Source organism: Pseudanabaena sp. BC1403 (assembly GCF_002914585.1).
GTDB lineage: Bacteria > Cyanobacteriota > Cyanobacteriia > Pseudanabaenales > Pseudanabaenaceae > Pseudanabaena.
Window position 1 is genome coordinate 140158 of sequence record NZ_PDDM01000011.1, and the last position, 22012, is coordinate 162169.

Annotated in this window: 21 protein-coding genes and 1 pseudogene; 12 read left to right on the top strand and 10 right to left on the bottom strand. The window is 43.3% G+C overall.

The window, feature by feature from the left end; translation table 11 throughout:
• Positions 1 to 59: 59 nt before the first annotated feature.
• From pap to CQ839_RS25130, 9 genes are all read right to left on the bottom strand, one after another.
• Positions 60 to 1532, bottom strand: coding sequence for a polyphosphate:AMP phosphotransferase (gene pap / locus CQ839_RS12015; protein ID WP_103668514.1), 1473 nt, complete (start codon positions 1530 to 1532; stop codon positions 60 to 62).
• Positions 1533 to 1691: 159 nt separating this feature from the next.
• On the bottom strand, positions 1692 to 2438 hold the full coding sequence (locus CQ839_RS12020; RefSeq protein ID WP_103668515.1) for a phycoerythrobilin:ferredoxin oxidoreductase: 747 nt from the start codon (positions 2436 to 2438) through the stop codon (positions 1692 to 1694).
• A complete protein-coding gene (locus CQ839_RS12025; protein ID WP_103668516.1) occupies positions 2439 to 3164 on the bottom strand; it encodes a 15,16-dihydrobiliverdin:ferredoxin oxidoreductase in 726 nt (241 codons plus the stop codon).
• A 217-nt stretch (positions 3165 to 3381) separates the two neighbouring features.
• The gene (gene glyQ, locus CQ839_RS12030; protein WP_103668517.1) at positions 3382 to 4296 is read right to left on the bottom strand and encodes a glycine--tRNA ligase subunit alpha; all 915 of its coding nucleotides are present in this window, start codon (positions 4294 to 4296) and stop codon (positions 3382 to 3384) included.
• Between the two features lie 168 nt (positions 4297 to 4464).
• The gene (purE, locus tag CQ839_RS12035) at positions 4465 to 4983 is read right to left on the bottom strand and encodes a 5-(carboxyamino)imidazole ribonucleotide mutase (protein ID WP_103668518.1); all 519 of its coding nucleotides are present in this window, start codon (positions 4981 to 4983) and stop codon (positions 4465 to 4467) included.
• Positions 4984 to 5149: 166 nt separating this feature from the next.
• Complete coding sequence (gene smc / locus CQ839_RS12040) at positions 5150 to 8746, bottom strand: chromosome segregation protein SMC (protein WP_103668519.1); 3597 nt, start codon at positions 8744 to 8746, stop codon at positions 5150 to 5152.
• Positions 8747 to 8939: 193 nt separating this feature from the next.
• On the bottom strand, positions 8940 to 9335 hold the full coding sequence (locus CQ839_RS12045; RefSeq protein ID WP_103668520.1) for a type II toxin-antitoxin system VapC family toxin: 396 nt from the start codon (positions 9333 to 9335) through the stop codon (positions 8940 to 8942).
• Positions 9336 to 9341: 6 nt separating this feature from the next.
• Positions 9342 to 9572, bottom strand: coding sequence for a DUF2281 domain-containing protein (locus CQ839_RS12050; RefSeq protein WP_103668521.1), 231 nt, complete (start codon positions 9570 to 9572; stop codon positions 9342 to 9344).
• A gap of 166 nt (positions 9573 to 9738) precedes the next feature.
• The gene (locus CQ839_RS25130) at positions 9739 to 9888 is read right to left on the bottom strand and encodes a hypothetical protein (protein WP_181016185.1); all 150 of its coding nucleotides are present in this window, start codon (positions 9886 to 9888) and stop codon (positions 9739 to 9741) included.
• A gap of 567 nt (positions 9889 to 10455) precedes the next feature.
• Here CQ839_RS25130 and CQ839_RS12055 point away from each other — a divergent pair.
• The 12 genes from CQ839_RS12055 (at position 10456) to CQ839_RS12110 (ending at position 21163) form a co-directional block, all read left to right on the top strand.
• The gene (locus tag CQ839_RS12055; protein ID WP_103668522.1) at positions 10456 to 11142 is read left to right on the top strand and encodes a BON domain-containing protein; all 687 of its coding nucleotides are present in this window, start codon (positions 10456 to 10458) and stop codon (positions 11140 to 11142) included.
• A 187-nt stretch (positions 11143 to 11329) separates the two neighbouring features.
• A complete protein-coding gene (locus CQ839_RS12060) occupies positions 11330 to 11746 on the top strand; it encodes a hypothetical protein (RefSeq protein ID WP_103668523.1) in 417 nt (138 codons plus the stop codon).
• Positions 11747 to 11889: 143 nt separating this feature from the next.
• Complete coding sequence (locus CQ839_RS12065) at positions 11890 to 12240, top strand: DUF5335 family protein (RefSeq protein WP_103668524.1); 351 nt, start codon at positions 11890 to 11892, stop codon at positions 12238 to 12240.
• A 157-nt stretch (positions 12241 to 12397) separates the two neighbouring features.
• On the top strand, positions 12398 to 13969 hold the full coding sequence (locus CQ839_RS12070; RefSeq protein WP_103668525.1) for an oleate hydratase: 1572 nt from the start codon (positions 12398 to 12400) through the stop codon (positions 13967 to 13969).
• A gap of 60 nt (positions 13970 to 14029) precedes the next feature.
• A complete protein-coding gene (locus tag CQ839_RS12075) occupies positions 14030 to 15034 on the top strand; it encodes an NADP-dependent oxidoreductase (RefSeq protein ID WP_103668526.1) in 1005 nt (334 codons plus the stop codon).
• Positions 15035 to 15436: 402 nt separating this feature from the next.
• A complete protein-coding gene (locus CQ839_RS12080) occupies positions 15437 to 16120 on the top strand; it encodes a BON domain-containing protein (RefSeq protein WP_103668527.1) in 684 nt (227 codons plus the stop codon).
• A 99-nt stretch (positions 16121 to 16219) separates the two neighbouring features.
• Complete coding sequence (locus CQ839_RS12085; RefSeq protein ID WP_103668528.1) at positions 16220 to 16786, top strand: HdeD family acid-resistance protein; 567 nt, start codon at positions 16220 to 16222, stop codon at positions 16784 to 16786.
• A gap of 114 nt (positions 16787 to 16900) precedes the next feature.
• Positions 16901 to 17491: a Dps family protein gene (locus tag CQ839_RS12090; protein ID WP_103668529.1), complete on the top strand. Its 591-nt coding sequence runs from the start codon at positions 16901 to 16903 to the stop codon at positions 17489 to 17491.
• A 119-nt stretch (positions 17492 to 17610) separates the two neighbouring features.
• Positions 17611 to 18915 (top strand): NAD(P)/FAD-dependent oxidoreductase, encoded by a 1305-nt coding sequence (locus CQ839_RS12095; RefSeq protein ID WP_103668530.1) that lies wholly within the window; start codon positions 17611 to 17613, stop codon positions 18913 to 18915.
• A 67-nt stretch (positions 18916 to 18982) separates the two neighbouring features.
• Positions 18983 to 19291, top strand: coding sequence for a hypothetical protein (locus CQ839_RS12100; protein ID WP_103668531.1), 309 nt, complete (start codon positions 18983 to 18985; stop codon positions 19289 to 19291).
• Positions 19292 to 19313: 22 nt separating this feature from the next.
• The gene (locus CQ839_RS12105) at positions 19314 to 20429 is read left to right on the top strand and encodes a ferrochelatase (RefSeq protein WP_103668532.1); all 1116 of its coding nucleotides are present in this window, start codon (positions 19314 to 19316) and stop codon (positions 20427 to 20429) included.
• A 2-nt stretch (positions 20430 to 20431) separates the two neighbouring features.
• Positions 20432 to 21163, top strand: coding sequence for a ZIP family metal transporter (locus tag CQ839_RS12110; RefSeq protein ID WP_103668533.1), 732 nt, complete (start codon positions 20432 to 20434; stop codon positions 21161 to 21163).
• 57 nt (positions 21164 to 21220) lie between these two features.
• Here CQ839_RS12110 and CQ839_RS12115 read toward each other — a convergent pair.
• A pseudogene (locus tag CQ839_RS12115) lies at positions 21221 to 21934 on the bottom strand (NAD(P)-dependent alcohol dehydrogenase); the annotation flags it as partial.
• Between the last annotated feature and the right edge of the window lie 78 nt (positions 21935 to 22012).

Here is a 22012-nt window from a genome sequence, read left to right on the forward strand (position 1 = left end):
GTAGTTTAGGGAAATTGTAACGACTGCCTCAAAGCATAAATGGATTGAGAATTGCAATTTTAGAGAGATTTTTTCAAGCGATCGCAAAGCGTCTTGACTACTTCAATCCGTGCAAATTTCTTGTCATTCGCTGCGATCGTATACCAAGGAGCAAACTCTGTTCCCGTGCGTTCGATCATCTCGTTAGCCGCTAGTTCGTAGTCATTCCATTTTGCCCGATTGCGAAAATCTTCATCGGTGATTTTATAGTGCTTATAGGGTGTTTCCTGTCTCAATTGGAATCTTCGCAATTGCTCGTCAGCATCAATATGAATCCAAAACTTGAGTATCAAAGTACTATGTTCGTGAAGTTGCTGCTCAAAATTGACGATTTCAGCATAGGCTCGCATCCATTCGGCTTCAGAGGCAAAACCCTCGCCCCTTTCTACAAGCACACGTCCATACCAACTGCGATCGAAAATCGTGACTCGCCCAGCCCGTGGAATATGCCGCCAAAATCGCCACAGATAATGATGCGATCGCTCCTCATCCGTAGGAGCCGCGATGGGAATAACCTGATAGTCACGGGCATCTAGAGCAGAAGTAACACGGCGGATAATTCCTCCTTTACCTGCGGCATCCCAACCCTCAAAAACGAGAATCACCGATCGCCCTAATTGCTTAGCTTGACGATAAAGTAAATTAAGCCGACCTTGATACTTTTCCAACAATCTCTTGTAGTCTTCTTCACTTAGACTCTGCTCAAGATTAAGCGTATCCAGAATTGTGTAAGGGTTTTCAGCTTTAACTGGAGATGTCGATATTTTGACTGTCCGTGAGTGTTCTGTGGCAAGACGCTTGGAAATCAAATCTAGAATATAGTTCCCTACCGTAATGCTGCGATATCTCTTATCTTGCCCCTCAATAACCAGCCAAGGCGCTTCACCTGTACTTGTCGTTCGGAGTGCGCGTTCTGAAATAAGCCGAAACTTATCGTAAAGCTTGAAGTGCTGCCAATCCAAATCTGTAACTCGCCAACGAGTTTCGGGATTCTTCATCAGTAATTTTAGGCGAGCAGATTGGGCTTCTTTACTGAGATGAAACCAAAATTTGATAATCAGTGCCCCGTCATCCACCAACGCTTTCTCAAAGGCATTAATTCGCATCAAATCCACATCAAGATCCGTATTTTTGGTCTTCCCATAGACACGATCAATGATGGGGCGGGTATACCATGACCCAAATAAAATGCCGATGCGTCCTTTCGGTGGTAGAACTCGCCAAAATCGCCAAGCTTCTGGGCGTTCGCGCTCTTCGTCAGAAGCAGATCCAAAAGCATGGGTTTCCAGATAATGTGGGTCTATCCACTCATGGATCAAATTAACAGTTTCCCCCTTGCCAGCACCATCTACACCACCAATGAGAATAATCACTGGAAAGGAAGCATTTTTGAGTTCTTCCTGAACTTCCAAGAGTTTTATTCGCAGAATTGGTTCTTGAGCCTCATACTCTACTTTACTTAGCTTGTGTCCGATTTCAGCAGATTCAAACATAGTACAAGTATCTATCCTCAATCAAATACCTAAACCCAGTTTAGCGGTATTAAATCTCCCCAATCAATTTTCACGTCTTCGGCAGGAATAACCGAATCGGTTCAAATCATTTTGGGGATTGGGTTTGAGGCAAAGATGAATGACATAAATCGTAACAGATTAGACTTGTTTCAATTTGCGCTCTAAGTCAAATAGAAAACCGTGAATATACTCTTCTGTCCATTCCGAACCGTAGAATCGATTAAACATACCTCTTGCAGGATCTTTTTCAGCGCGATAACGTAAATATCTCAGATGTGCTTCTTTGATTTCAGCTAATCTCAGTTCATCAGTTATCGGCTCAGCGCGATCGCAAAAGTCTAAATAAGCCTGAAGATAATCTTTGAAAGCATGGAAAACATGGGTTTCCACCACTTCATTTTCTTTTGGTCTAGTCCATAAGAAAGCAGGAGAGAAAAACTGACTTGCTTCTTCAGGAAAATCGCCACCCCAAGTTAAATGTTGTTGATAGGACTCAAAGATCGGCAAAATTGGCTTTGTATATTTATCTTGATAGTTTGGATCGTCCCGAAACAATGGTTGCATATCCAATGCAATCAGATGTCCCCCAGGTAGAGTGACTAAGTCGCCGCCAAAAAATGGCAAGTCATAATTCAAATGTGGAAAAATGACAAAATTTAAAACCTGAAGTGAGCTTCCGCCTTGGACATGGGCAGCACGGATTTGACGAAGCTTAGATGACTGGTAGCCAAAACTAGTTGTTAAGACTTCATTCTGGTGACTTCCCTTGCCAACGATCGCAGATTTGGACTCGAATCCGTCAGGAATTGGGTATGGCTGCAAATCAGGGAATCGCTCTTTTAAAGAGGCGATCGCGTGATCTAAAAAAGGTTGATATAAAGTCATTTAAACCGTCACTGCCAAAGGCTTTGCATCTTCAAATAAAAATCCGTACAAAAATTTCTCAGACCATGCATGTCCAAAATAACTGCTGAATAGCCCAGAGGCAGGATCGCGATCGGCGCTGTATTGGTCATAGTCCTTTTGCGCCTTAACGATCCGTTGAATATCCGACTGATCGATTAGAGGCTGTGCATCGGCAAGCATTGTCCAATAAAGATTCAAATAGTCCTTGAATGCTTCTAGCACCCTAGTTCTAACAGTTTCAGGATCGGTCTTTGCAAACAATAAATATTTTGAGAAATATTGATTAGCATCGTAAAACTTCATTTCCAGATTTTGTGCCAAGTCTGGATACTTGTCATGCAAAGTTTTGAGCGGATAAATGTATTTTTCCAAATATGCCCGATCTTGAAATAATGGCTGAAAGTCCATCACAATCAAGTTTTTTACCGATCCAAATGACAAAAAATCAATTCCCAATAGTGGCAAGTCATAGTTATGGCTTGGATAAATGACGCTATTAAAAATTTGGGCGCTTGCACCTGCATCAATGTATGTATAGCGAATTTTGCGAAATTCTGGACATTGATAGCACCAACTCCGAATCGTTGCAGGGCTACGACCGCGATCGCTAACACAAGACTCTAAACCTTCTGGTATCAAGCGGCTTTGCAAGTCAAACCTTTGAAATAGCGACTGCTCTAGATAGTCAAGAAAAGGTTTATACATGAATTTTAGATAAAACTACAAATTTATAAAAGTTGCTTTTTAAGTCTTAATTCATCACAATACGAGATCGGTTCTTTGTCCAAGGTGGATATGAGAAACTAGTTAATAATCCTTAATATAGACATTACGAACCAAATAAATAAAGGCGGCGCTTCGCGCCGCCTTTATTTATTTGGGATTTGATTTACCCTAGATATGCTTTACTGAGCCGATTTTTTTAGATGGTTAGCGCAGCTTCAGAAACTAAAGGAAATCCTAGTGCTTCCCTCTGAGCGTAATAAAGCTTGGCAACTTGACGTGCTAAGTTGCGAATTCGGCCAATATAGCGCACCCGCTCTGTTACCGAAATTACACCCCGCGCATCTAACAAATTAAAGGAATGTGAACATTTCAGAACATAATCAAAGGCTGGTAATACAAGTTCAGCTTCTAATAAATGCCCTGCTTCTTTCTCGTATTGTAAGAACAATTCAAAGAGCAAATCTGAATCCTGTGGCTTGCCGCCAAAGTTACCAAAGTTATAGCCACTATGCTCGACTTCGCCTTGGTGATGTACTTGTCCATATTTGATGTCGCCTAACTGTGGGTGCGATCGCCACACAATGTCATAAACCGAATCCACCCCTTGCAAGTACATGACTAGACGCTCTAGCCCATAGGTGATTTCCGCAGAAACAGGGCGACAGTCTAAGCCCCCAACCTGCTGAAAGTAGGTGAATTGGGTGACTTCCATTCCATCTAGCCAAACTTCCCAACCAACACCCCATGCGCCGAGGGTCGGTGATTCCCAATCATCTTCGACAAAACGTACATCATGATCGTCGGGATCGATGCCGAGATGCTTAAGGCTGTTTAGATATAGATCCAGCACGTCATCGGGCGATGGCTTAAGAATTACCTGAAATTGATAATAATGTTGCAAGCGATTAGGATTTTGTCCATAGCGTCCATCAGTGGGGCGGCGGCATGGCTCAACATAGGCTACGCTCCAAGGCTCTGGGCCGATCGCTCTCAAAAATGTATGCGGACTCATCGTGCCAGCGCCCTTCTCGATGTCGTAGGGTTGAGCAATCAAACATCCGCGATCGCTCCAATATTTTTGCAACGCCAAAATAACCGACTGAAAATCCATGCTGTACTAGGCAATAACACTTTAGCCTTTTATCCTATCAGCGATCGTGTCGAAAATCCTCTAGATTCAGGTCTTGACAGCAATTCTCATTGTGCAGGGTTTTCACCGCCGCAGGCGGTGAAAACCCAAGACTGGTTTGCGCTCAAAATTGCAAGCCACGCAAATAAATCACATTTGCAGCAAATATTTTTCGCTTCCTAATTCGTCTAGCTTATCTTGCTTCTCCATCACCATTTCCGCCAAAGATTGACGATATGTAATTACCTGTTGGAGAAGATCAGGGTTGTGACTAGCTAGAATCTGCACTGCTAGTAGCCCTGCATTGTCAGCATTACCGATCGCAACAGTCGCTACAGGGATTCCTTTCGGCATTTGCACAATCGAATAGAGAGAGTCAACACCACTAAGTTGTCTGGTAGAAACTGGTACACCGATTACAGGTAAAGGTGACAGCGCCGCCACCATACCTGGTAAATGAGCTGCACCACCTGCTCCTGCAATAATTACCTTAATGCCACGAGTATGGGCTGTTTTGGCAAATTCCACCATTCTTTCGGGTGTGCGGTGAGCAGAGATAATCGCAACTTCATGGGAGATTTCAAATTTTTGGCAAATTGCGATCGCGCCTTGCATGGTGGGTAGGTCAGAGTCACTGCCCATGATGATACTAACTTGTGGATTTTGCATATTTTAGATTTTTTATATAGCTATAGCATTAGTAGGGTGCGTTAGAGCAGCGTAACGCACCATTATCAACAAAATTAGAGGGTGCGTTACGCTATGGCTAACGCACCCTACAGTAAATCTGCTAATACAGACGAGTGACAGCGCGAAGCGCCGCCTCTCGTGTTTATCAACTCGATCGCAGTTCTAAGCCCAAAACTTGAGTATGTTCTCCACGGGCTTGAGTTACGCCAATAGTGCGTTCTGATGCTTCGATCATCGGGCGGCGGAGACTGACGACGATAAATTGAGCAAGGTTTGCTTGCTTACGAACCATTTTTGAAAGGCGCTCCACGTTGGAACCATCGAGGAACATATCGACTTCATCGAAAGCGTAGAAAGGCGAAGGGCGATAGCGTTGCAGCGCGAAGATAAAGCTAAGCGCAGTAAGAGATTTTTCTCCTCCAGACATCGATGAGAGATTCTGTACTTGTTTGCCCTTGGGGTGAGCAACAAGGGTTAATCCACCACTGAGAGGCGCATTAGGATTTTCGAGTTGTAAATAACCGTCACCGTCGGAAAGTTCGCTAAAGATTTCTTTAAAATGTCCGTTGACGGCATCAAAGGCTTGCATGAAGGCACGTTGACGCAGGGTCGTGAAATTCTCAATGCGAATTAAGAGTTCAGTACGTTCTTGATTGAGGGTTTCCAGACGACTACTGAGTTCTTCGAGGCGTTGCGATGTGGCTTCGTACTCAGCGATCGCCATCATATTGACGGGTTCCATTGACTGAATGCGCTTGAGTAAACGGCGTTGCTCTAGTTGCAACTGCTCAAGGGTCATGGTTTCGGGAACTTCAGGGACAATGTCAGGAAGCTCAATTTGGGCAAGTTGCTCTGTAAATTGAGCTATTTGCTGTTCCAGTTCGGTTTGGCGTTCGCGATTTTTTTGTAGCTGCCATTCTTGTTGTTGTAGTTGTTGTTGTTGAGCACGCAGCGATCGCTCACAGGCATCACGTTCTTGTTTTGCCGCGCCGATGGTTTGTTCGAGCACATCAAGACGAGCTTGATAGGAGACGATCGCTGCTTCAGATTGTTTGATTTGATGCTGAATTTGCGATGTGCTATTCATCAGCTCTGCTTGAGTGCCTCGTAACTCTTGCAGGCGAATTTGACGCTGTGCCATTTTCTCTAAGGCGAGCTTATGCTTGTTCTCCAATTCGCCTAGTTGTTGCTTGGCGGTGCGCAGTTCGATTTCCGCACTATTAAGTAGCGCTTCTTGACCTTGCATTGCATCTTGAGCTTGTAGCCAACGGGTGTGGGTTCCCGATTTTTCTAGTTCTGTCAGTTCGGCGCGTTTGACTAGTAGCTTAGCTTCCAGTTCGGCAATATTGCCATCGAGTGTACTCAGTTGTGATTGCCCGATTTCGATCGCAGCGCGAGTTTGTTGAATTTGATCTTGCAGACGAGTACGATCGCGGCTATTGCGTTCGATTTGTTCGTAGATGCGATCACGCTTGAGTTGGGATTCCCGATGAGTAGTTCTTGCTGATTGTAGTTGCTCTTCATACTTAGCAATGCCCGTTAATGCACCACGCAAACGGTGATTTAGGCTAGCTAACATCTGGTCGATTTCTAAGAGGCGATCGCGCAGTTGTTTGGTTTCCGAAGATTCGGCAGGCTTAGCATTACCAAAATGCAGACTGCTATGTAGAGGAGCGCTTCCACCAGTCATTGCACCAGAAGTTTCCAAAATTTCGCCTTCCAATGTCACCATGCGATGCTTGCCAATGTGGAACCTCGCTTGATTAAGGTTCTCGAATACAAGAGTATTGCCAAACACAAAAGAGAAGACATCTTGATAGCGGTCTTCGTAGGTGACGAGATTAAAGGCATAGTCGATCGCGCCTAGTCTCTGGGCTTCTGTGCGCGAAGGAAACTTAGCAGGATTTAGTTTGTTCAACGGTAAGAATGTAGCGCGTCCTGCTCTCTCGCGTTTGAGCAAAGCGATCGCTTCCGATGCAACTTCATCATTATCCACAACTAGATTACCTAAGCGTCCGCCTGCGCAGATTTCTAGAGCTAATTGATAACGAGGTTCAACTAATCCTAGCTGAGCGACCAAGCCGTACACGCCTGACAAGTCCGCTTCGATCACGACTTGTGAAGCTCTAGTTCCTTGGACTTCTCGATTGGCTTGGACTTGGGCTTCCAGTTTGTCAAGTTGTCTCGTTTTCACTCGCTGCTCTTGTGAAATGCGATCAATAGTTTCGTTCTGAAGCTGTACTTCTAACTGTGCTTCTGCAAGATTTTTGGCTAAGGTTTGTACCAAAGCCTCAGCGCCACTGACTTCCGCCTCTTGCAAACGCAGAGCATCTTCCAAGGACTGATTGGAGAGCATATCAACTGCATAACGCCCTTCTCCTGCCAGAATTTCTTTGAGTTCCTTTTCTTGCGATTCTAATTGGAGCGATCGCTGATTGAGGACTTCTCTAAGTCTTGTTTGCTCTTGCTTTTGTGGATCAAGCGATGCTTGAGCATTATCAACATCTTGGCGCAATTGTGTTTGCTGCCTTACCCATTCCGATGAAGCCGATGCGATCGCTTGCACTTCCTTACGATATTGCGAAACAATCGATGATTGTTGATCACGAGCTTTTTCAGTGGTAGCCGCTGATTCTTCTTTAAATTTTTTCTGTGATTCTAATTCTTCAGACTCGCGTAAGAGTTGATCGATTTCCTCTTGGGTACTGACAATATGATTTTGATTGTTTTGATAGGAACTAGTTAGTGACTGCTGCTGACGCTGCAATCCACGCAGTTCCGCCTGTTGTCCAGACAAGTTACTAGAAACCGAGAGATATTCTTCTTCACCGAGAGTATGGACGCGATCGCTAAGTTCATTAAGCTGCACTGTCCCCGTCTCGATTACCTGCGAGAGTTCTGCTAATGACTTCTCAATATTGCCGCATTGTTCGCGATTATTAACTAATTCAACATTACGCAGTGATTGCTGATAAGTAATCTCCCGCTGTTGCAGCACCGCCTCCGATGCCTCCATGCGCTCATATTCCAACCGCAGCGCCTTATATTTCTCTGCCTTAACGCGATCGCTCTTGAGCTTCTCTTTATTGGCAATCAGTTCCTGCTCAACAATCCGAAATCGCTCTTCTTGCGCCTTAACGTCATCTAATTTATCTTTGGCGGTCGAAATTTTGCGATCGAACTCACCCACGCCCGCCAATTCGTCAATGATCTCCCGACGTTCTCGCGAATTCATCGAGATGATGCCCGTAACATCCCCTTGCAATACGACGTTATAACCTTCAGGATAAATACGGAACTTAGCTAATTGCTCATGCAATTCGCTTAAATTACATGGAGTTCCATTAATGTAATAAGTGGATGTATAAGTCCCCTGCGTAGTAACGCGCAACTTGCGCATCACCGTCCATTCGCCAATTGTCTGCCCTTCCGCAGTAGGAATCTCTACCCCTTCACTTTGTAATGCTGCCATTTCTGCCTCTTCAAGGGCAAAGGTCACGGTGACGATCGCTTCGACCATCCGCCCCTTTTTACTATGGGCTTGGTTAACCAAATCTGGCAAGCGATCGGCGCGCATCCCCTTAGAGCCTGCTAACCCCAGCGCAAATAGCAGTGCATCGAGAATATTCGACTTACCCGAACCATTGGGGCCCGAAACCACTGTAAACCCCGTCAGTAGTGGGATTGACACGGTCGAGCCAAAGGATTTAAATCTGGTTAGTTCTACATTTTTAATGTACATATTCGATATACGCAGTAGCGATCGGGGGGCATACTAAGCAAAAAAGTAGCGTAGCTATTTTCTTGCTGTCTCTAGGATGTCAATTTTTGACAGCACGAAAGTGCAAATACGTTATCACATCTTGTCAAAAATGGCATAGGTATCCTCAATATTTTTTATGAGTATTATGCAATCGCTTATTTACAATCGCCTTTTAGCTATCTGCCAAAATTTGGACGGATGGATATTGGCAGATAGCGCTATCAACTGAAACGATCACTAAATTGTGTTGGATTGCCTGACAGATGAGAAGGCGATCAAAGGGATCACGATGGATTGGTGGTAAACCGATCAATTGCGCTATGGTTGCTTCGTCAATAGGTAAGCTCTCAATCAGGTGGATAACTCTTTGTCTTGGCAAGTAGATCTCTGGTGATTCAGGAAGTGGTAGTTTCCCAAGTTGATATTTAATTGTTGCTTCCCAAACTGATACGACACTCAGAAACACCTCGTTGTTTGGATCTTGGATGCGATCGCGAAATTGGTTCGAGAGTTGTGGATCGCCGTTCAGAAACCATAGAAAAATGTGGGTGTCTAGGAGTAATCTCATAGGATTCTAGTTTGGATTTTCAAAGTCTTGCAAAATATCTTCTGGCAAAGGATCGTCAAAGTTCTTAGGCACGATAAATTCTCCTTTGCAAAGGGCATATGGTCTAGGCTGTGTTAGTTTTGGGGCTTGGATCTTACTTCGACGCGATCGCGCAAACAGCAAAAAATCAAGCATTTCTTCAACAAGTTCTTCAGGAACTTGAGAAATTTCTTGAATTAATTTCTCTCTAGCCGTCATTTGGTTAGGCTCCTAGATTGATATATCAAGTTTGATGATAATCGATAATTTTAGGTTTTAATTTTTTTGAGTTTTTAGCGTGATCTGACTGAGATACTCCCTCCTCACTCAAAGAATACGCAAACATTACCCCCCAAATTTGTCTTAGCCATGCTTGAGTTTCTAATCAACAATAAGCAGCACCTGATTCTGCTCTCATCGGTGCATTTAGCCCTGAACGAAAAGCCTCTAATTCAAGAACAGCATGGAGATTATTGAAAGTAGCATTGATGAGACGTGATTTAGATCCACCAACTTTGAGTGAAGAATAACTCATAAAATATTATGCCGAAGCAGAGAACACATTAGGTCATATTACTTTTGATCCTGCACAACAAGAATCCAATATTTTCAGAGATAAAAACGAACAAATTAAGCAAAAAACCCAAGATTTAGATAAACAATTGACGGAATTGAAAGATCGTCTCAAGAATAACCCTGTGGTGAAAAACTCTAGCCGCTCTCACAGCCTTGATCCAGCAAGACCTTCAAAATTAGTGAGTCAAATTGAGACTTGATTTAGTTGCGTGAGATTTTGGGGCGATCGCTTTGAGATTTTGGGTTTTGTGATGTGATGCGGGGGCGCTTGATAATTATTTGTTTTTTGCGGCGGGAAACATATCGTACTTCGCTCCTTTAAAATCTGCTATAGCAAAAAAGTTGGAAAAAGAAATATATCAAAATAGATTGGCAGCGAGAAGCGCCGCTACTCTATTTTGGGTATGTAAAGAATTGAATTCATTTCATACAATCTATTCAGTTTATACGTTACATGTACAGGATCTCAAACAGTCTAATGAGAGGCTAATCAATGTAAACGGATTAAAACGTTACGAAAAACAATATGCCAACTCTTATCGCAGAAAAGACTGATACTGAAATCAAAACTGATGTGCTTTCTGAGTTCAAATATGAGCCGAGCGTAAAGGCGACTGATATTGGTGTCTTGGTAAAAAATGGAACCGTGACACTCAATGGTTATGTGACCAGCGCTGCTGAAAAGTGGGAAGCTGTTCTGGCAGCTAAACGGGTTGTTGGCGTGAAAGCGATCGCAGATGATATTGAAATCCAACTTCCCGAATCCTTTATTAATACCGACTCGGACATTGCTGCCGCCGCGATCCATCACATTGACTGGTTCACGACTATTCCTAGAGGCTCTGTAAAAGTGACTGTTCGGAATGGTTGGATTACTCTTGATGGTGAGGTGGAGTGGCAATATCTCAAGATTGCTGCTGGACATTTCCTACATCACTTGTCGGGTGTCAAGGGCGTATCTAACGAGATCTCGATCAAACCTAGATTGTCGGTGACAGAGGTCGCCACGGATATTAAATCAGCATTCAAGCGTAGTGCCATGCTCGATGCCAATAAGATTCAAATCGATGTTACTGGAAGCAAGGTGACTCTCAAGGGTAAGGTTCGCAACTATGCCGAGTTGGAAGAGGCTGAACGAGCGGTTTGGGCTGCATCGGGTGTACTTACAGTAGATAATCAGCTCTCTGTACAGTGGTTTGGCTACGATGCTTAGAGATGAATAAGATAAATGCTACTTTGTGCCATTCATCTTATTCATCGGTCTACAAGGAAGATGCTCTATCGATTCTAGTTCAGCAATTCTGATTATGAAACCGATTTTTAAAATGAGAATAGCTGATTCTAGTTAGGCATCTTTCCAGCTTAGGAAAACTCGATTAATAATCAATAAGGAAATGACCATGAGTACTACAGTTGACAACTTCACTAAAAAGCTTCATGACAATTTGGAGGTGGTTGAAGAGCGCGTGAAATCGCTAAGAGACAGCCTTCAAGCTGTGCCGAAAAAGACTCAACATGAGATTCAATCTAAGCTTGACGAGGCGAAAGCAACACTCAACTCCAAAAAGCATGAATTCGACGAATACCGAGCCAAGCTCAAAACTCAATTTGAGGAAAAGGAGTCTGAGTTGAAATCGGATGTTGAGGAATGGAAGTCAAGTCGAAAGGTGAAAAAACTTGAACATCGGGCTGACAAAGCTGAAGACTATGCCGCCACTGCGATCGCATTGTCTGTAGCGACGATAGAAGAAGCTGAAGAAGCAACTTTGGCTGCGATCGCTGCCCGACTAGATGCTGAAGCTGCTGCCAAAATTTAGAACTTACGCAAAGATCTCTTGAAATCCCAATTTTACCGTAGGGGTAATTCATGAATTGCCTCTACATTTCTTCCGCATAAGCCGTCAAAATGTATAGCAATATAACCCATCAGATTTACTAATTTTTTACTACGAGGAATCCTATGACTAATACAATTGCCCTAAGCAAATCTATCCCTCAAGAGCAATGGGGTAAATTTTTCGACCAGTTTTCAGGTGATCATCTCGGACGACATATTGAGATTGAGATCATTGATTCAGAACTTGGTGACGAATCATTGATTAAACATGCACCTTTGTTGGCGATGATTTACGATCGCCCTGGCAAAGGTAATAACTTGTCGATCGAGGTGGGCAAAGATAAGATGAACTATGGTCACACAGTTGATTCACCAACGGAAATTTCAACAGCACAAAATGCTAATGGTGACATTGTTGCAATTTGGATTGCTGATGCTACGGGGAGAAAAACACTGGTCAAATTAGAGTCCTAGAGACAAATAATTCTCAAAACTCAACTCCATTTACATTTTTGGGTTATCAAAAATGTAAATGGAGTTGAGTTTTAATCTCTTGAAAGTGTGGCGACACTTTCGAGAGATAGAAGCGGCTTTAGCCAGATAAACCAACTTTTTTAGGAGTTCTATTAGCATGAATAATGAATCTAAAGCATATATGTTGGGTGGTGGAATTGGCTCATTAGCCGCCGCCGCTTTTATGATTCGTGATGGCGGATTCTCAGGGGAAAATATTTCTATTTTAGAAGTGAAGCCGCTTCTAGGCGGAAGTATGGATGGAATTGGGAACCCAGTGGATGGCTATTCGATGCGTGGAGGTCGAATGTTAACGACTGACAATTATGAATGTACTTGGGAGCTTTATAAGTCGATTCCTTCCCTAAATTCGCCAAACAAAACTGTATTTGACGAAACGATGGAGTTTAATGAGCAGCACAAGTCAAATTGTATGGCGCGACTCGTTGATCGTCGTCGTGGGAAAGTGCCTGTTAGTTCAATGGGCTTTTCGATGCAAGATCGTGAAGAGCTATTAAAGCTAAGCCAAGCTGACGAAAAAGATCTGGCAGCTAGTCGGATTACAGATTGGCTCTCTCCAGAATTCTTCGAGACTGAATTTTGGTATATGTGGTCTACTACCTTTGCTTTTCAACCTTGGCATAGTGCTGTTGAATTCAAGCGTTATTTACATCGCTTTATGCTCGAATTTTCGCGGATTGAAACCCTCGCAGGAGTGAAGCGGACAATCTACAATCAGTATGATTCATTAATTTGTCCTTTGCAGAGTTGGCTGGTATCCCAAGGTGTTAACTTTGTCCTAGATTCCAAAGTATTAGATCTCGAACACCGCACGGAAGAGAATAAATTTGTGGTAACGAGTATCCATTATCAGCAACAGGGCGATCGCAAAACTATTGAAGTTAACAGCAACGATTTTGTGTTTCTCCAAAATGGCTCGATGACCGATGCCTCCAGTTTAGGTTCGATGACCAGTGCGCCTCAGAAATTGATTAAACAAGACTGCACTAGTTGGAACCTATGGGAAAAGCTGGCGATGAATAACCCAGAATTTGGGAATCCTTCTGTTTTTAATAGTAGTATTGCCGAATCTCTTTGGGAATCTTTTACAGTCACCCTGAAAACTCCTACATTTTTCAATAAGATGTTGGAATTTAGCGGCAATCAAGCGGGAACTGGAGGACTTGTGACCTTTAAAGACTCCAATTGGCTGATGTCGATTGTGCTGGCAACTCAGCCCCATTTCAACAATCAGCCTGCAAATGTACAGGTTTTCTGGGGATATGCACTCTTTCCCGATCGCATGGGTGATTTCGTTCCCAAACCAATGTCCGATTGCAATGGTGAAGAAATTCTGCGAGAGTTGTGCGGTCATTTGCGATTTGATTTAGATGTGATGGAATCTGCAAACTGTATTCCCTGCCGAATGCCATATATCACGAGTATGTTTATGCCGCGATCGCATGGCGATCGACCATTGCCGATTCCCCATAGCTCAAAGAACCTCGCTTTTATCAGCCAGTTTGTCGAAATTCCTGATGATACTGTTTTCACGGTCGAGTATTCAGTAAGAGTTGCACAAATGGTGGTCTATGAATTCCTCAAGATTGATCGCCAGATTCCGCCAATCTCTCCCAATGACAAGTCACTAAAAGTGCAGTTTGAGGCTTTACTCAAAGCCTTTAAATAAATAATCGGCGGCGCTTCGCGCCGCCGATTATTACCGTTTTAGAATAATCAAGAGAAAATAATGACAGACATCATGAGTCGCGAAATTCATCTAGTTTCTCGTCCCAACGGGATGCCAACCGCAGCTAACTTTGCGATCGCGCAAACCAAATTAGAACCACTTCAAGATCAACAGGTTTTGGTTCGCAATCTCTATATGTCAGTCGATCCATATATGCGTGGTCGCATGAGCGATAGAAAGTCCTATGTTCCGCCTTTTGAGTTAGGGCAACCCCTCGATGGTGGCGCAGTTGGAGTAGTAATCGAGTCTCGCGCTAAGGAATTTAAGCAGGGAGATATCGTCATTTCTAGCTTTGGCTGGCGAGAATACTTTATCGCTGCGCCAAAAACGTTGCATCTAGTCAGTCGCGAGATCCAACCACTTTCAAATTATCTTGGCGCACTGGGTATGACGGGTATGACCGCTTGGGCTGGATTGAATTTAGTAGAAGTTAAAGCTGGCGACGTGATTTTTATTTCGGGAGCAGCAGGTGCAGTAGGCAGCGTCGCTGGACAACTTGCAAAATTGCGTGGATGTCGGGTAATTGGAGCAGCAGGCTCTGCGGAAAAGGTTAAATTTCTACAGGAAGAATGTGGCTTTGATATCGCCTTAAATTACAAAGCTGCTCCTATCCTCGAACAATTAAACGAAGCAGTTCCCGATGGCATTGATGTGTATTTCGATAATGTCGGCGGTGAAACTCTGGAAGCAGCCCTCTCCACATTAAGCATACATGGCAGGATCATTGCTTGTGGTGGTATCTCTGGCTACAACGAAGAAAGTCCACAGGCAGGCCCTTCTAATCTCTTTAACATGATTACTAAGCGATTGACGATGAAAGGACTAATTGTTAGTGACTTCCTTGATCTTCAGTACAAGTTTGAGCAGGAAGTGGGTCGCTATTTCCGAGATGGCAAATTGAAGAACAAAGAAACCGTAGTGGTAGGCATTGAGCAAGCGGTAAGCGCATTCATCGGACTTTTTGCAGGTAAAAACATTGGCAAGATGGTGGTGAAGTTAGATTAAGAGTCAAGATTGGCGGTGCATTGCGCCGCCAATCTTAGAAACCATTTAAGAATTGTCTAGATCCCCCCCAGCCCCCCTTAAAAAGGGGGGAGAATTAAATTCTCCCCCCTTTTTAAGGGGGATTGAGGGGGATCTCTTAGAGCTTTTGACCGCAGAAAGTAATTCTTAAATGGTTTCTTAATATCTGTAGGTGATGGTTTGTATCTTATTTAATTAATCCATTTAGGAAATCAAGCGATCGCCTGTCAAAGTAGCAGATTGAGCAAATGGAAGTAATTCTTGTAAAGATTCATTAGATTTTTCCTTCAATTCATTCAATTTATACGTTAAACGTACAGGATCTCAAACAGCCTAATGAGATGCTAGTCAATGTAAACGGATTAAAACGTTACGGAAAACAATATGCCAACTCTTATCGCAGACAAAACTGACATAGATCTCAAGACTGATGTGCTTGCTGAACTCAAATATGAGCCAAGTATCAAGGTCACAGACATTGGTGTTTTAGTCAAAGATGGAACGGTAACTCTCAATGGCTATGCAAATAGCTCCAACGAGAAATGGCAAGCCGTGCAAGCGACTAGACGAGTTGCTGGCGTAAAAGCGATCGCGGATGACATCGTAGTCAAGCTGCCGGGTTCTTCTCTCCATACAGATGGAGACATCGCTACGACTGCCGCGCACCACATCGACTGGTTCACCTCAATTCCGAGAGGAACTATTAAGGTAACGGTTAGTGATGCTTGGATCACCCTTGAAGGCGAGGTCGAGTGGCAATACCTAAAGAATTCTGCTGAGAACTACCTGTATAACCTTTTGGGCGTTAAAGGAGTGTCTAATCTGATCACGGTCAAGCCCAGATTGAAGGCAACCGATATTAACAACGATATTAGAGATGCATTCAAACGTAGTGCGCTGTTAGATGCGAACAAGATCCGTGTTGAAACCTCTGGGGACAAAGTGACACTTCATGGCAAGGTTCGGAACTATGCCGAACTAGACGAAGCCGAACGAGTTGCTTGGGGCGCATCAGGGGTACATTCTGTGGACAATCAGCTCAAGGTGGAGTGGTTTAGTTTTGAATAGTAATGCTATGGGCAGAGTAAAGCGCTACCCATAGCCACTAAAATCCAACCTCTTTGGCACTACCAAATTTTAGAATAACCTAGTCGAGAGAGAATCAACATGAGCGTTACTGAATACGACGATACTGATGAGCAAGCTATTGGCTCTAAATGGGTAACGGCGATCGCGATCGTGATGATTGTGTTAGGTATTATTGCGATCGTATTTCCCTTCTTCGCTACCATCGCTTCAACTGTTCTATTCGGTTGGTTATTTATCCTTGCTGGAATTTCCCAAATAGCTTATGCCTTTCAATCCAGAGGTACAGGTCAATTCGTCTGGAAAATAATTTTAGGCTTATTGTATCTCCTGTCTGGAATTTTCGTAATGTTAAATCCTCTGGAAGGAGCTGTTGCTTTCACCATAGTGTTGGGCATTACCATCTTCTTGCAAGGCATGATTCAGGTATCGCTCGCTTTTCAAATGCGTTGGATCTCTTTTAATTGGGGATGGATGCTTGCGAGTGGACTCATGGGCATCATTTTCGGTATTTTTATTTGGTCTAGCTCTCCGCTTCGCGCCGTTTGGTTCATTGGCACTCTAATTGGAATAAATCTCTTGTTTGATGGAATTTGGATGCTCACTTTACATTCAGGCGAGAAGATTACTATTTCACGTGAGATATAGCAATCCCAAAAGAGTTGTGAGAGTTGCGCCCGCAGGGCGCAACTCTCACAACTCTTAAAAATCTATAAATCATTTCGGATTGCTATATAGTCCTCGAAAACAATTTACAATTTTATGCCAACCAATTCTTCCCTCTCAAATATTCCGATAGATTGCAGTCAGCCTGTTTTGCATCAGCAAGGACAAGAAATTCAGTCGTTTGGAACTATTCGCAACTTACCGATCGCTTTAGCTAGCACGGTTCGATTTGAGAGTTGTAGACATCTCAACCAAGTTCTTGCTGATAGCATTATTCTCTATAGCCTCTACAAAAAACATCATTGGCTAATGCGTGGCAACACATTTTATCAATTACATCTTTTACTCGATAAACATGCAAATGAGCAACTTAAGCTGATTGATATGTTGGGCGAACGAGTGCAAACTTTAGGTGGTGTAGCGATCGCTGATCCGCGCCATGTTGCCGAAGTGACAAGGATTGAGCGTCCTCCTAATGGTGTGGAAGAAATTCCCGTCATGTTGTCTCGCTTGCTAGAAGGTCATGAGTTAATCCTGCGTGAAGTCCGAGAAGGAATTGCTCAAACTGCGGCAAATCACGATCATGGAACTAATGACTTGCTAGTTAGTGATGTTCTACGAACAAATGAAACTCAGGTATGGTTTATAGCCGAACACCTAGTTGATACACCGCTAGTTCGCAGCTAATATAGCGGTTTTCATTTTGCCGTAGACAAAATGAAAACTCAAAACCTTTACTGGGATTGATTTTTTGTTTTGCAAATGAGTAAGCACTCATTTGCAAAACGCCATACGAGATAACGAATATGTCGAATACTTTAGACAAAATAGCAGAAGTCCCTCAACGATTAATTGCTCCCGAACCACTGCCAACTTTAATTTTAGGCGGCGGATTCACAGGTTTATTCACCGCATTACATTTGAGTCATCAGCAATACACAACTCCAACAATTCTGATCGATCGCGAATGGAATTTTATCTTTAAGCCGCTATTGTATGAGTTTCTCAGTGGTGAGATGAACATACAATTTATCCGTCACCGCTATGACGATCTTCTACATAAAAGTGGCATTGCCTTCATTCGCGATGAGGTGCAATCGATTGACTTACAAAAGCGTCAAGTTAGCTTAGCCTCTGGCTTGCATTACACCTATAGTAATTTAGTGCTGTCCCTCGGATCTGTAGCGGGTTACTTCGGAGTTAAAGGAGCTAGAGAAAACGCTTTAGCATTTCGTACCAGTGAGGATGCGATCGCCTTAGCTTGGAAACTACGCGATTGTTTGCAACAAGCTACCCAAACTTCAGAACCACAGCAGAAAAAAAGCTTATTAACCATTGCCATCCTCGGCGCAGGATGTACAGGTGTGGAATTAGCGGCAACTCTTGCTGATCTATTGCCAGATTGGTACAGTCCATTAGGTGGAGATATTGCCGATATTCGGATAGTCGTAATTCAACGGGGTAAACAGATTCTCAAAGGTGACAGCGATCGCTTACGTCAGACTGCTCAAGAAGCCTTGCAAAAACGCACAATATCTGTAGATGTGATGCTAGAAACTTCGGTAATTGAGATTCGTCCAAATGTAGTCGTTCTCAAACGAAATAACCGAATTAATGACCAAATAGAAGAACTTGCTGCCGCGACAATTATTTGGACGACAGGAATTGTCATAAATCCGCTCATAGATACCTTATCTCTTCCTGAAGGCGGTCGAGACAAGCAGGGACGACTCAAACTAACCGATACTTTACAACTTATCGACTTTCCAGAAGTATTTGCAGGTGGTGATTGTACTGTAATGGAACATCCTTTACCAGCCACCGCACAAGTAGCTTATCAACAAGGAGCAGCGATCGCACATAATTTGCAAGCACTTTCTGAAGGTCACTCACCAATTGCGTTTGAGGTAGGGATGCGAGGCACTCTCATGAAACTTGGCTTAAGCGATGGTGTCGCAGAAATATACGATCGCTATGAGGTGAAGGGTAATCTCGGTCATTTAATTCGTCAGGCAGCCTACCTTCAGTTATTACCAACTCCTGCACGCAACTTTAAGGCAACTATTGAATGGTTGTCCGATGAGATGTTCCATTGCGTTGCTGGATTATGAGATATAGCTAGAGTTGCGCCCGCAGGGCGCAACTCTCACAACTCTTAAACAATTAAGGAAATTATTTATGGAAACCACCAAAAAACGTAGCCAATATTTTAAATACATTCGCTATCTTCATCGCATTCTCGCTCCGATTATGTTGTTGCCGCTATTGCTAACCACCATTACAGGCGTAGCTTATCAAATCTTAGAGCTGACAGGTAACCAAAAGAATTTTAAATGGATCTTAGGTTGGCATAAAGGAGCCTTTGGTGTAATTAATCTAGAAAGCATTTATCCATTCTTGACCGCCATTGGTTTGCTTATATTGATTTTTACGGGAATTTCAATGTGGCGCACGATGCGGCGTACTTCTAGTAAACCAGCTACTTAGCGACCTATATAAGTTTAAAACAATGATTATTTATGAAGCTGCCGAAGCCATCGAAAACCATAATAGTGATTTGAATGAGACAACACCACGCGATTGCGTGGCAGTTTTGCTTGCAGGATATGGCGAAGTGGAATCTTTTCGCGAACTGAGTCTGTATAATCAAGCTGCGACTAAGTACATTGCATCACAGTTTTTGCCAATTCCCAAATGGCTATATCCTATTGCTGGCAAACTTCTTGCTCTTCAAGATTTGTATAGTTTTGGTGTTAAGCATCATCATTTTATATCGCCCGAAAATAAGATTTTCGAGAAACAACGTTTGGGACTTGCCGAGCAGTTAGCATCCCAATGGGGCGATTCTGTGCAAGTATTCAAAGGCTTCTATTTCTGTCAGCCATTTTTGCAAGATGTAGTCACAAATATAATTGAGCAAGGCTTTCAGAACTTGCTCATCTATCCTTTATTAGTGGTTGACTCTGCTTTTACGGGTAAAATCGCTATCGAGCAAGTCAATGAAGTTATTGCCTCAACTGCACCTGAGAATGACCCAAATCATTCAATCTTTAAAGCAATTCGCTATATTCCTGCCTTTGCAACGGAGCCTGCTTACATCGATCTGATGGTGCGTCAGATTAGAGAAACTTTAAATCAATCTCCCAGTCTCTTTTTTGAGTCCCGAATTGGAATTGTTTTAACGGTTCATGGAGGTCCTGAAAGGGCGCAGGGACTATTAACGGGGGTGATTGATGGGCAAGAACTGTACGATCGCGTCCAAGCACAATTACAACATCAATATCCACTGATCTCCATCGGTTGGGTGAATCATGATATGCCTTTTATTCAATGGTCACAGCCCGATCTCAAACAAGCGGCAAAAAGCTTGATTACAGCAGGCGCTCAAACAATTCTATTTAAACCACTCGGCTGGGTGACGGATAATTATGAAACTATTCTTGAAGTAGATGATGCGATTCAATCTTTGCAACGTCAATACCCGACAGTGACTTACACAAAACTCGGCTGTGTCAATGACGATCCTGATTTTCTGAAAATATTAGCAGCATGGGCAAATCCGCAAATTGAAGCAATGCTGTCAGTTCCACAACATAAGGGATATCAGCAAATTAGTAGGGTCTGACAATGCCAGAATTTTTATTCGCTCTGACATTGTCAGCTTTGCCAGTTATTAGTAACTTCATTGGTGCAATGATTGCTGAAGCGTTACCATTATCCAAACAAACATTAGGGCTTGCCTTACATGCGGCGGCGGGAGTGTTGCTGGCGATCGCCTCTACAGAACTAATCCCTAAAGTCGTTATTGCTAAACCAGTATGGACAACTATTTTATCGTTGTTTTTAGGTGGCGCTTTTTTTGTGTGGGTTAATCAGCTTCTCAACTTAAGCAAGAATCGACTGCGCGGCATCGATCGCAGTACTGTAAGTTGGGTGATTTTTCTGAGCATAGCGATCGATTTGTTTGGCGATGGCTTAATGATTGGCACTGGCATAACGATCGCACCTCATTTGGGCGTAGTAGTTGCCTCATCGCGAGTCGTGGCACATATTCCCGAAGGATTTGTAACCAATGCAGGATTTAAGAGTCAAAATTTACCCAGAAGAGAGCGATTTTTATTACTGGCGGCGTTTATTATTCCTGTTTGGTTGGGTACAACGCTTGGCTATTGGGGATTACGTGGACAAGAAGAACTTCCTAAATTGATTGTACTTGCTTTTACAACTGGCGCTTTGATGGTAGCGATCGCGGAAGAAATCATTCCTGAAGCGCATCAAACTCAAGATTCTAACTGGTCTATGTTGGTGTTCATTGGGAGTTTTGCGCTATCAATGATGTTCTCTGCTTATCTTGAATAAACAGCTTGCAACATCCATAGCGTCGAGTAAGCTTTTTGATTTCCAAAACGATAGTATTCATGCCTGTTTTAATGAAGCCATATCAATCACGAAGCGATATTTCACGTCGCTTTTCACGAGGCGATCGTAGGCTTCATTGATATTTTGGATGGGAATAAGTTCGATATCGGCAGTAACATTGTGCTTACCGCAAAAATCCAGCATCTCTTGCGTTTCTTTAATGCCGCCAATTAGAGAGCCGCTCATACTGCGCCGACCGAAAATTAGGCTACCCACCGAAAGCAAAAGCGGATCGGGTGGTACTCCGACTTGAGTGAGGTTGCCGTCCCGTCTCAACAGGAGGAGGTAAGCGTTAATATCATGTTTTGCAGAAACAGTGTCAAGAATGAAGTGGAAACTATTTAGGTGTTTCTGCATCTCGTCTTCATTTTTAGAATTGACGACTTCATCTGCTCCGAGCCGCAGCGCATCTGCAACTTTGTTCGATGAGGTAGTGAAGACCACAACGTATGCACCGAGAGCTTTCGCCAATTTCACCCCGATATGTCCTAGCCCACCGAGTCCCACAATGCCTACTTTCTGACCCTTGGTTACATTGTGATAGCGTAAGGGCGAATAAGTCGTAATCCCAGCGCACAGCAATGGAGCAGTTGCCGCAAGATCCAAATTCTTTGGAATTTTCAGCACAAAATCTTTGTCCACCACAATACTCTCGGAGTATCCACCGTAGGTTATGCCACCAGTGTGTTTGTCGGGAGAGTTGTAAGGAATGAAAAATAAATAACTTGTGCAAATTAGGATAAGCTCAGACAAAGAGAAAAAAGGAATAATTTTGGGTTATTACAGCGA

Excerpts from the sequence above, each read along its gene's own strand:
- pap (WP_103668514.1), bottom strand. The coding sequence starts at position 1,532 with ATGTTTGAATCTGCTGAAATCGGACACAAGCTAAGTAAAGTAGAGTAT.
- CQ839_RS12020 (WP_103668515.1), bottom strand. The coding sequence starts at position 2,438 with ATGACTTTATATCAACCTTTTTTAGATCACGCGATCGCCTCTTTAAAA.
- CQ839_RS12025 (WP_103668516.1), bottom strand. The coding sequence starts at position 3,164 with ATGTATAAACCTTTTCTTGACTATCTAGAGCAGTCGCTATTTCAAAGG.
- glyQ (WP_103668517.1), bottom strand. The coding sequence starts at position 4,296 with ATGGATTTTCAGTCGGTTATTTTGGCGTTGCAAAAATATTGGAGCGAT.
- purE (WP_103668518.1), bottom strand. The coding sequence starts at position 4,983 with ATGCAAAATCCACAAGTTAGTATCATCATGGGCAGTGACTCTGACCTA.
- smc (WP_103668519.1), bottom strand. The coding sequence starts at position 8,746 with ATGTACATTAAAAATGTAGAACTAACCAGATTTAAATCCTTTGGCTCG.
- CQ839_RS12045 (WP_103668520.1), bottom strand. The coding sequence starts at position 9,335 with ATGAGATTACTCCTAGACACCCACATTTTTCTATGGTTTCTGAACGGC.
- CQ839_RS12050 (WP_103668521.1), bottom strand. The coding sequence starts at position 9,572 with ATGACGGCTAGAGAGAAATTAATTCAAGAAATTTCTCAAGTTCCTGAA.
- CQ839_RS25130 (WP_181016185.1), bottom strand. The coding sequence starts at position 9,888 with ATGAGTTATTCTTCACTCAAAGTTGGTGGATCTAAATCACGTCTCATC.
- CQ839_RS12055 (WP_103668522.1), top strand. The coding sequence starts at position 10,456 with ATGCCAACTCTTATCGCAGAAAAGACTGATACTGAAATCAAAACTGAT.
- CQ839_RS12060 (WP_103668523.1), top strand. The coding sequence starts at position 11,330 with ATGAGTACTACAGTTGACAACTTCACTAAAAAGCTTCATGACAATTTG.
- CQ839_RS12065 (WP_103668524.1), top strand. The coding sequence starts at position 11,890 with ATGACTAATACAATTGCCCTAAGCAAATCTATCCCTCAAGAGCAATGG.
- CQ839_RS12070 (WP_103668525.1), top strand. The coding sequence starts at position 12,398 with ATGAATAATGAATCTAAAGCATATATGTTGGGTGGTGGAATTGGCTCA.
- CQ839_RS12075 (WP_103668526.1), top strand. The coding sequence starts at position 14,030 with ATGACAGACATCATGAGTCGCGAAATTCATCTAGTTTCTCGTCCCAAC.
- CQ839_RS12080 (WP_103668527.1), top strand. The coding sequence starts at position 15,437 with ATGCCAACTCTTATCGCAGACAAAACTGACATAGATCTCAAGACTGAT.
- CQ839_RS12085 (WP_103668528.1), top strand. The coding sequence starts at position 16,220 with ATGAGCGTTACTGAATACGACGATACTGATGAGCAAGCTATTGGCTCT.
- CQ839_RS12090 (WP_103668529.1), top strand. The coding sequence starts at position 16,901 with ATGCCAACCAATTCTTCCCTCTCAAATATTCCGATAGATTGCAGTCAG.
- CQ839_RS12095 (WP_103668530.1), top strand. The coding sequence starts at position 17,611 with ATGTCGAATACTTTAGACAAAATAGCAGAAGTCCCTCAACGATTAATT.
- CQ839_RS12100 (WP_103668531.1), top strand. The coding sequence starts at position 18,983 with ATGGAAACCACCAAAAAACGTAGCCAATATTTTAAATACATTCGCTAT.
- CQ839_RS12105 (WP_103668532.1), top strand. The coding sequence starts at position 19,314 with ATGATTATTTATGAAGCTGCCGAAGCCATCGAAAACCATAATAGTGAT.
- CQ839_RS12110 (WP_103668533.1), top strand. The coding sequence starts at position 20,432 with ATGCCAGAATTTTTATTCGCTCTGACATTGTCAGCTTTGCCAGTTATT.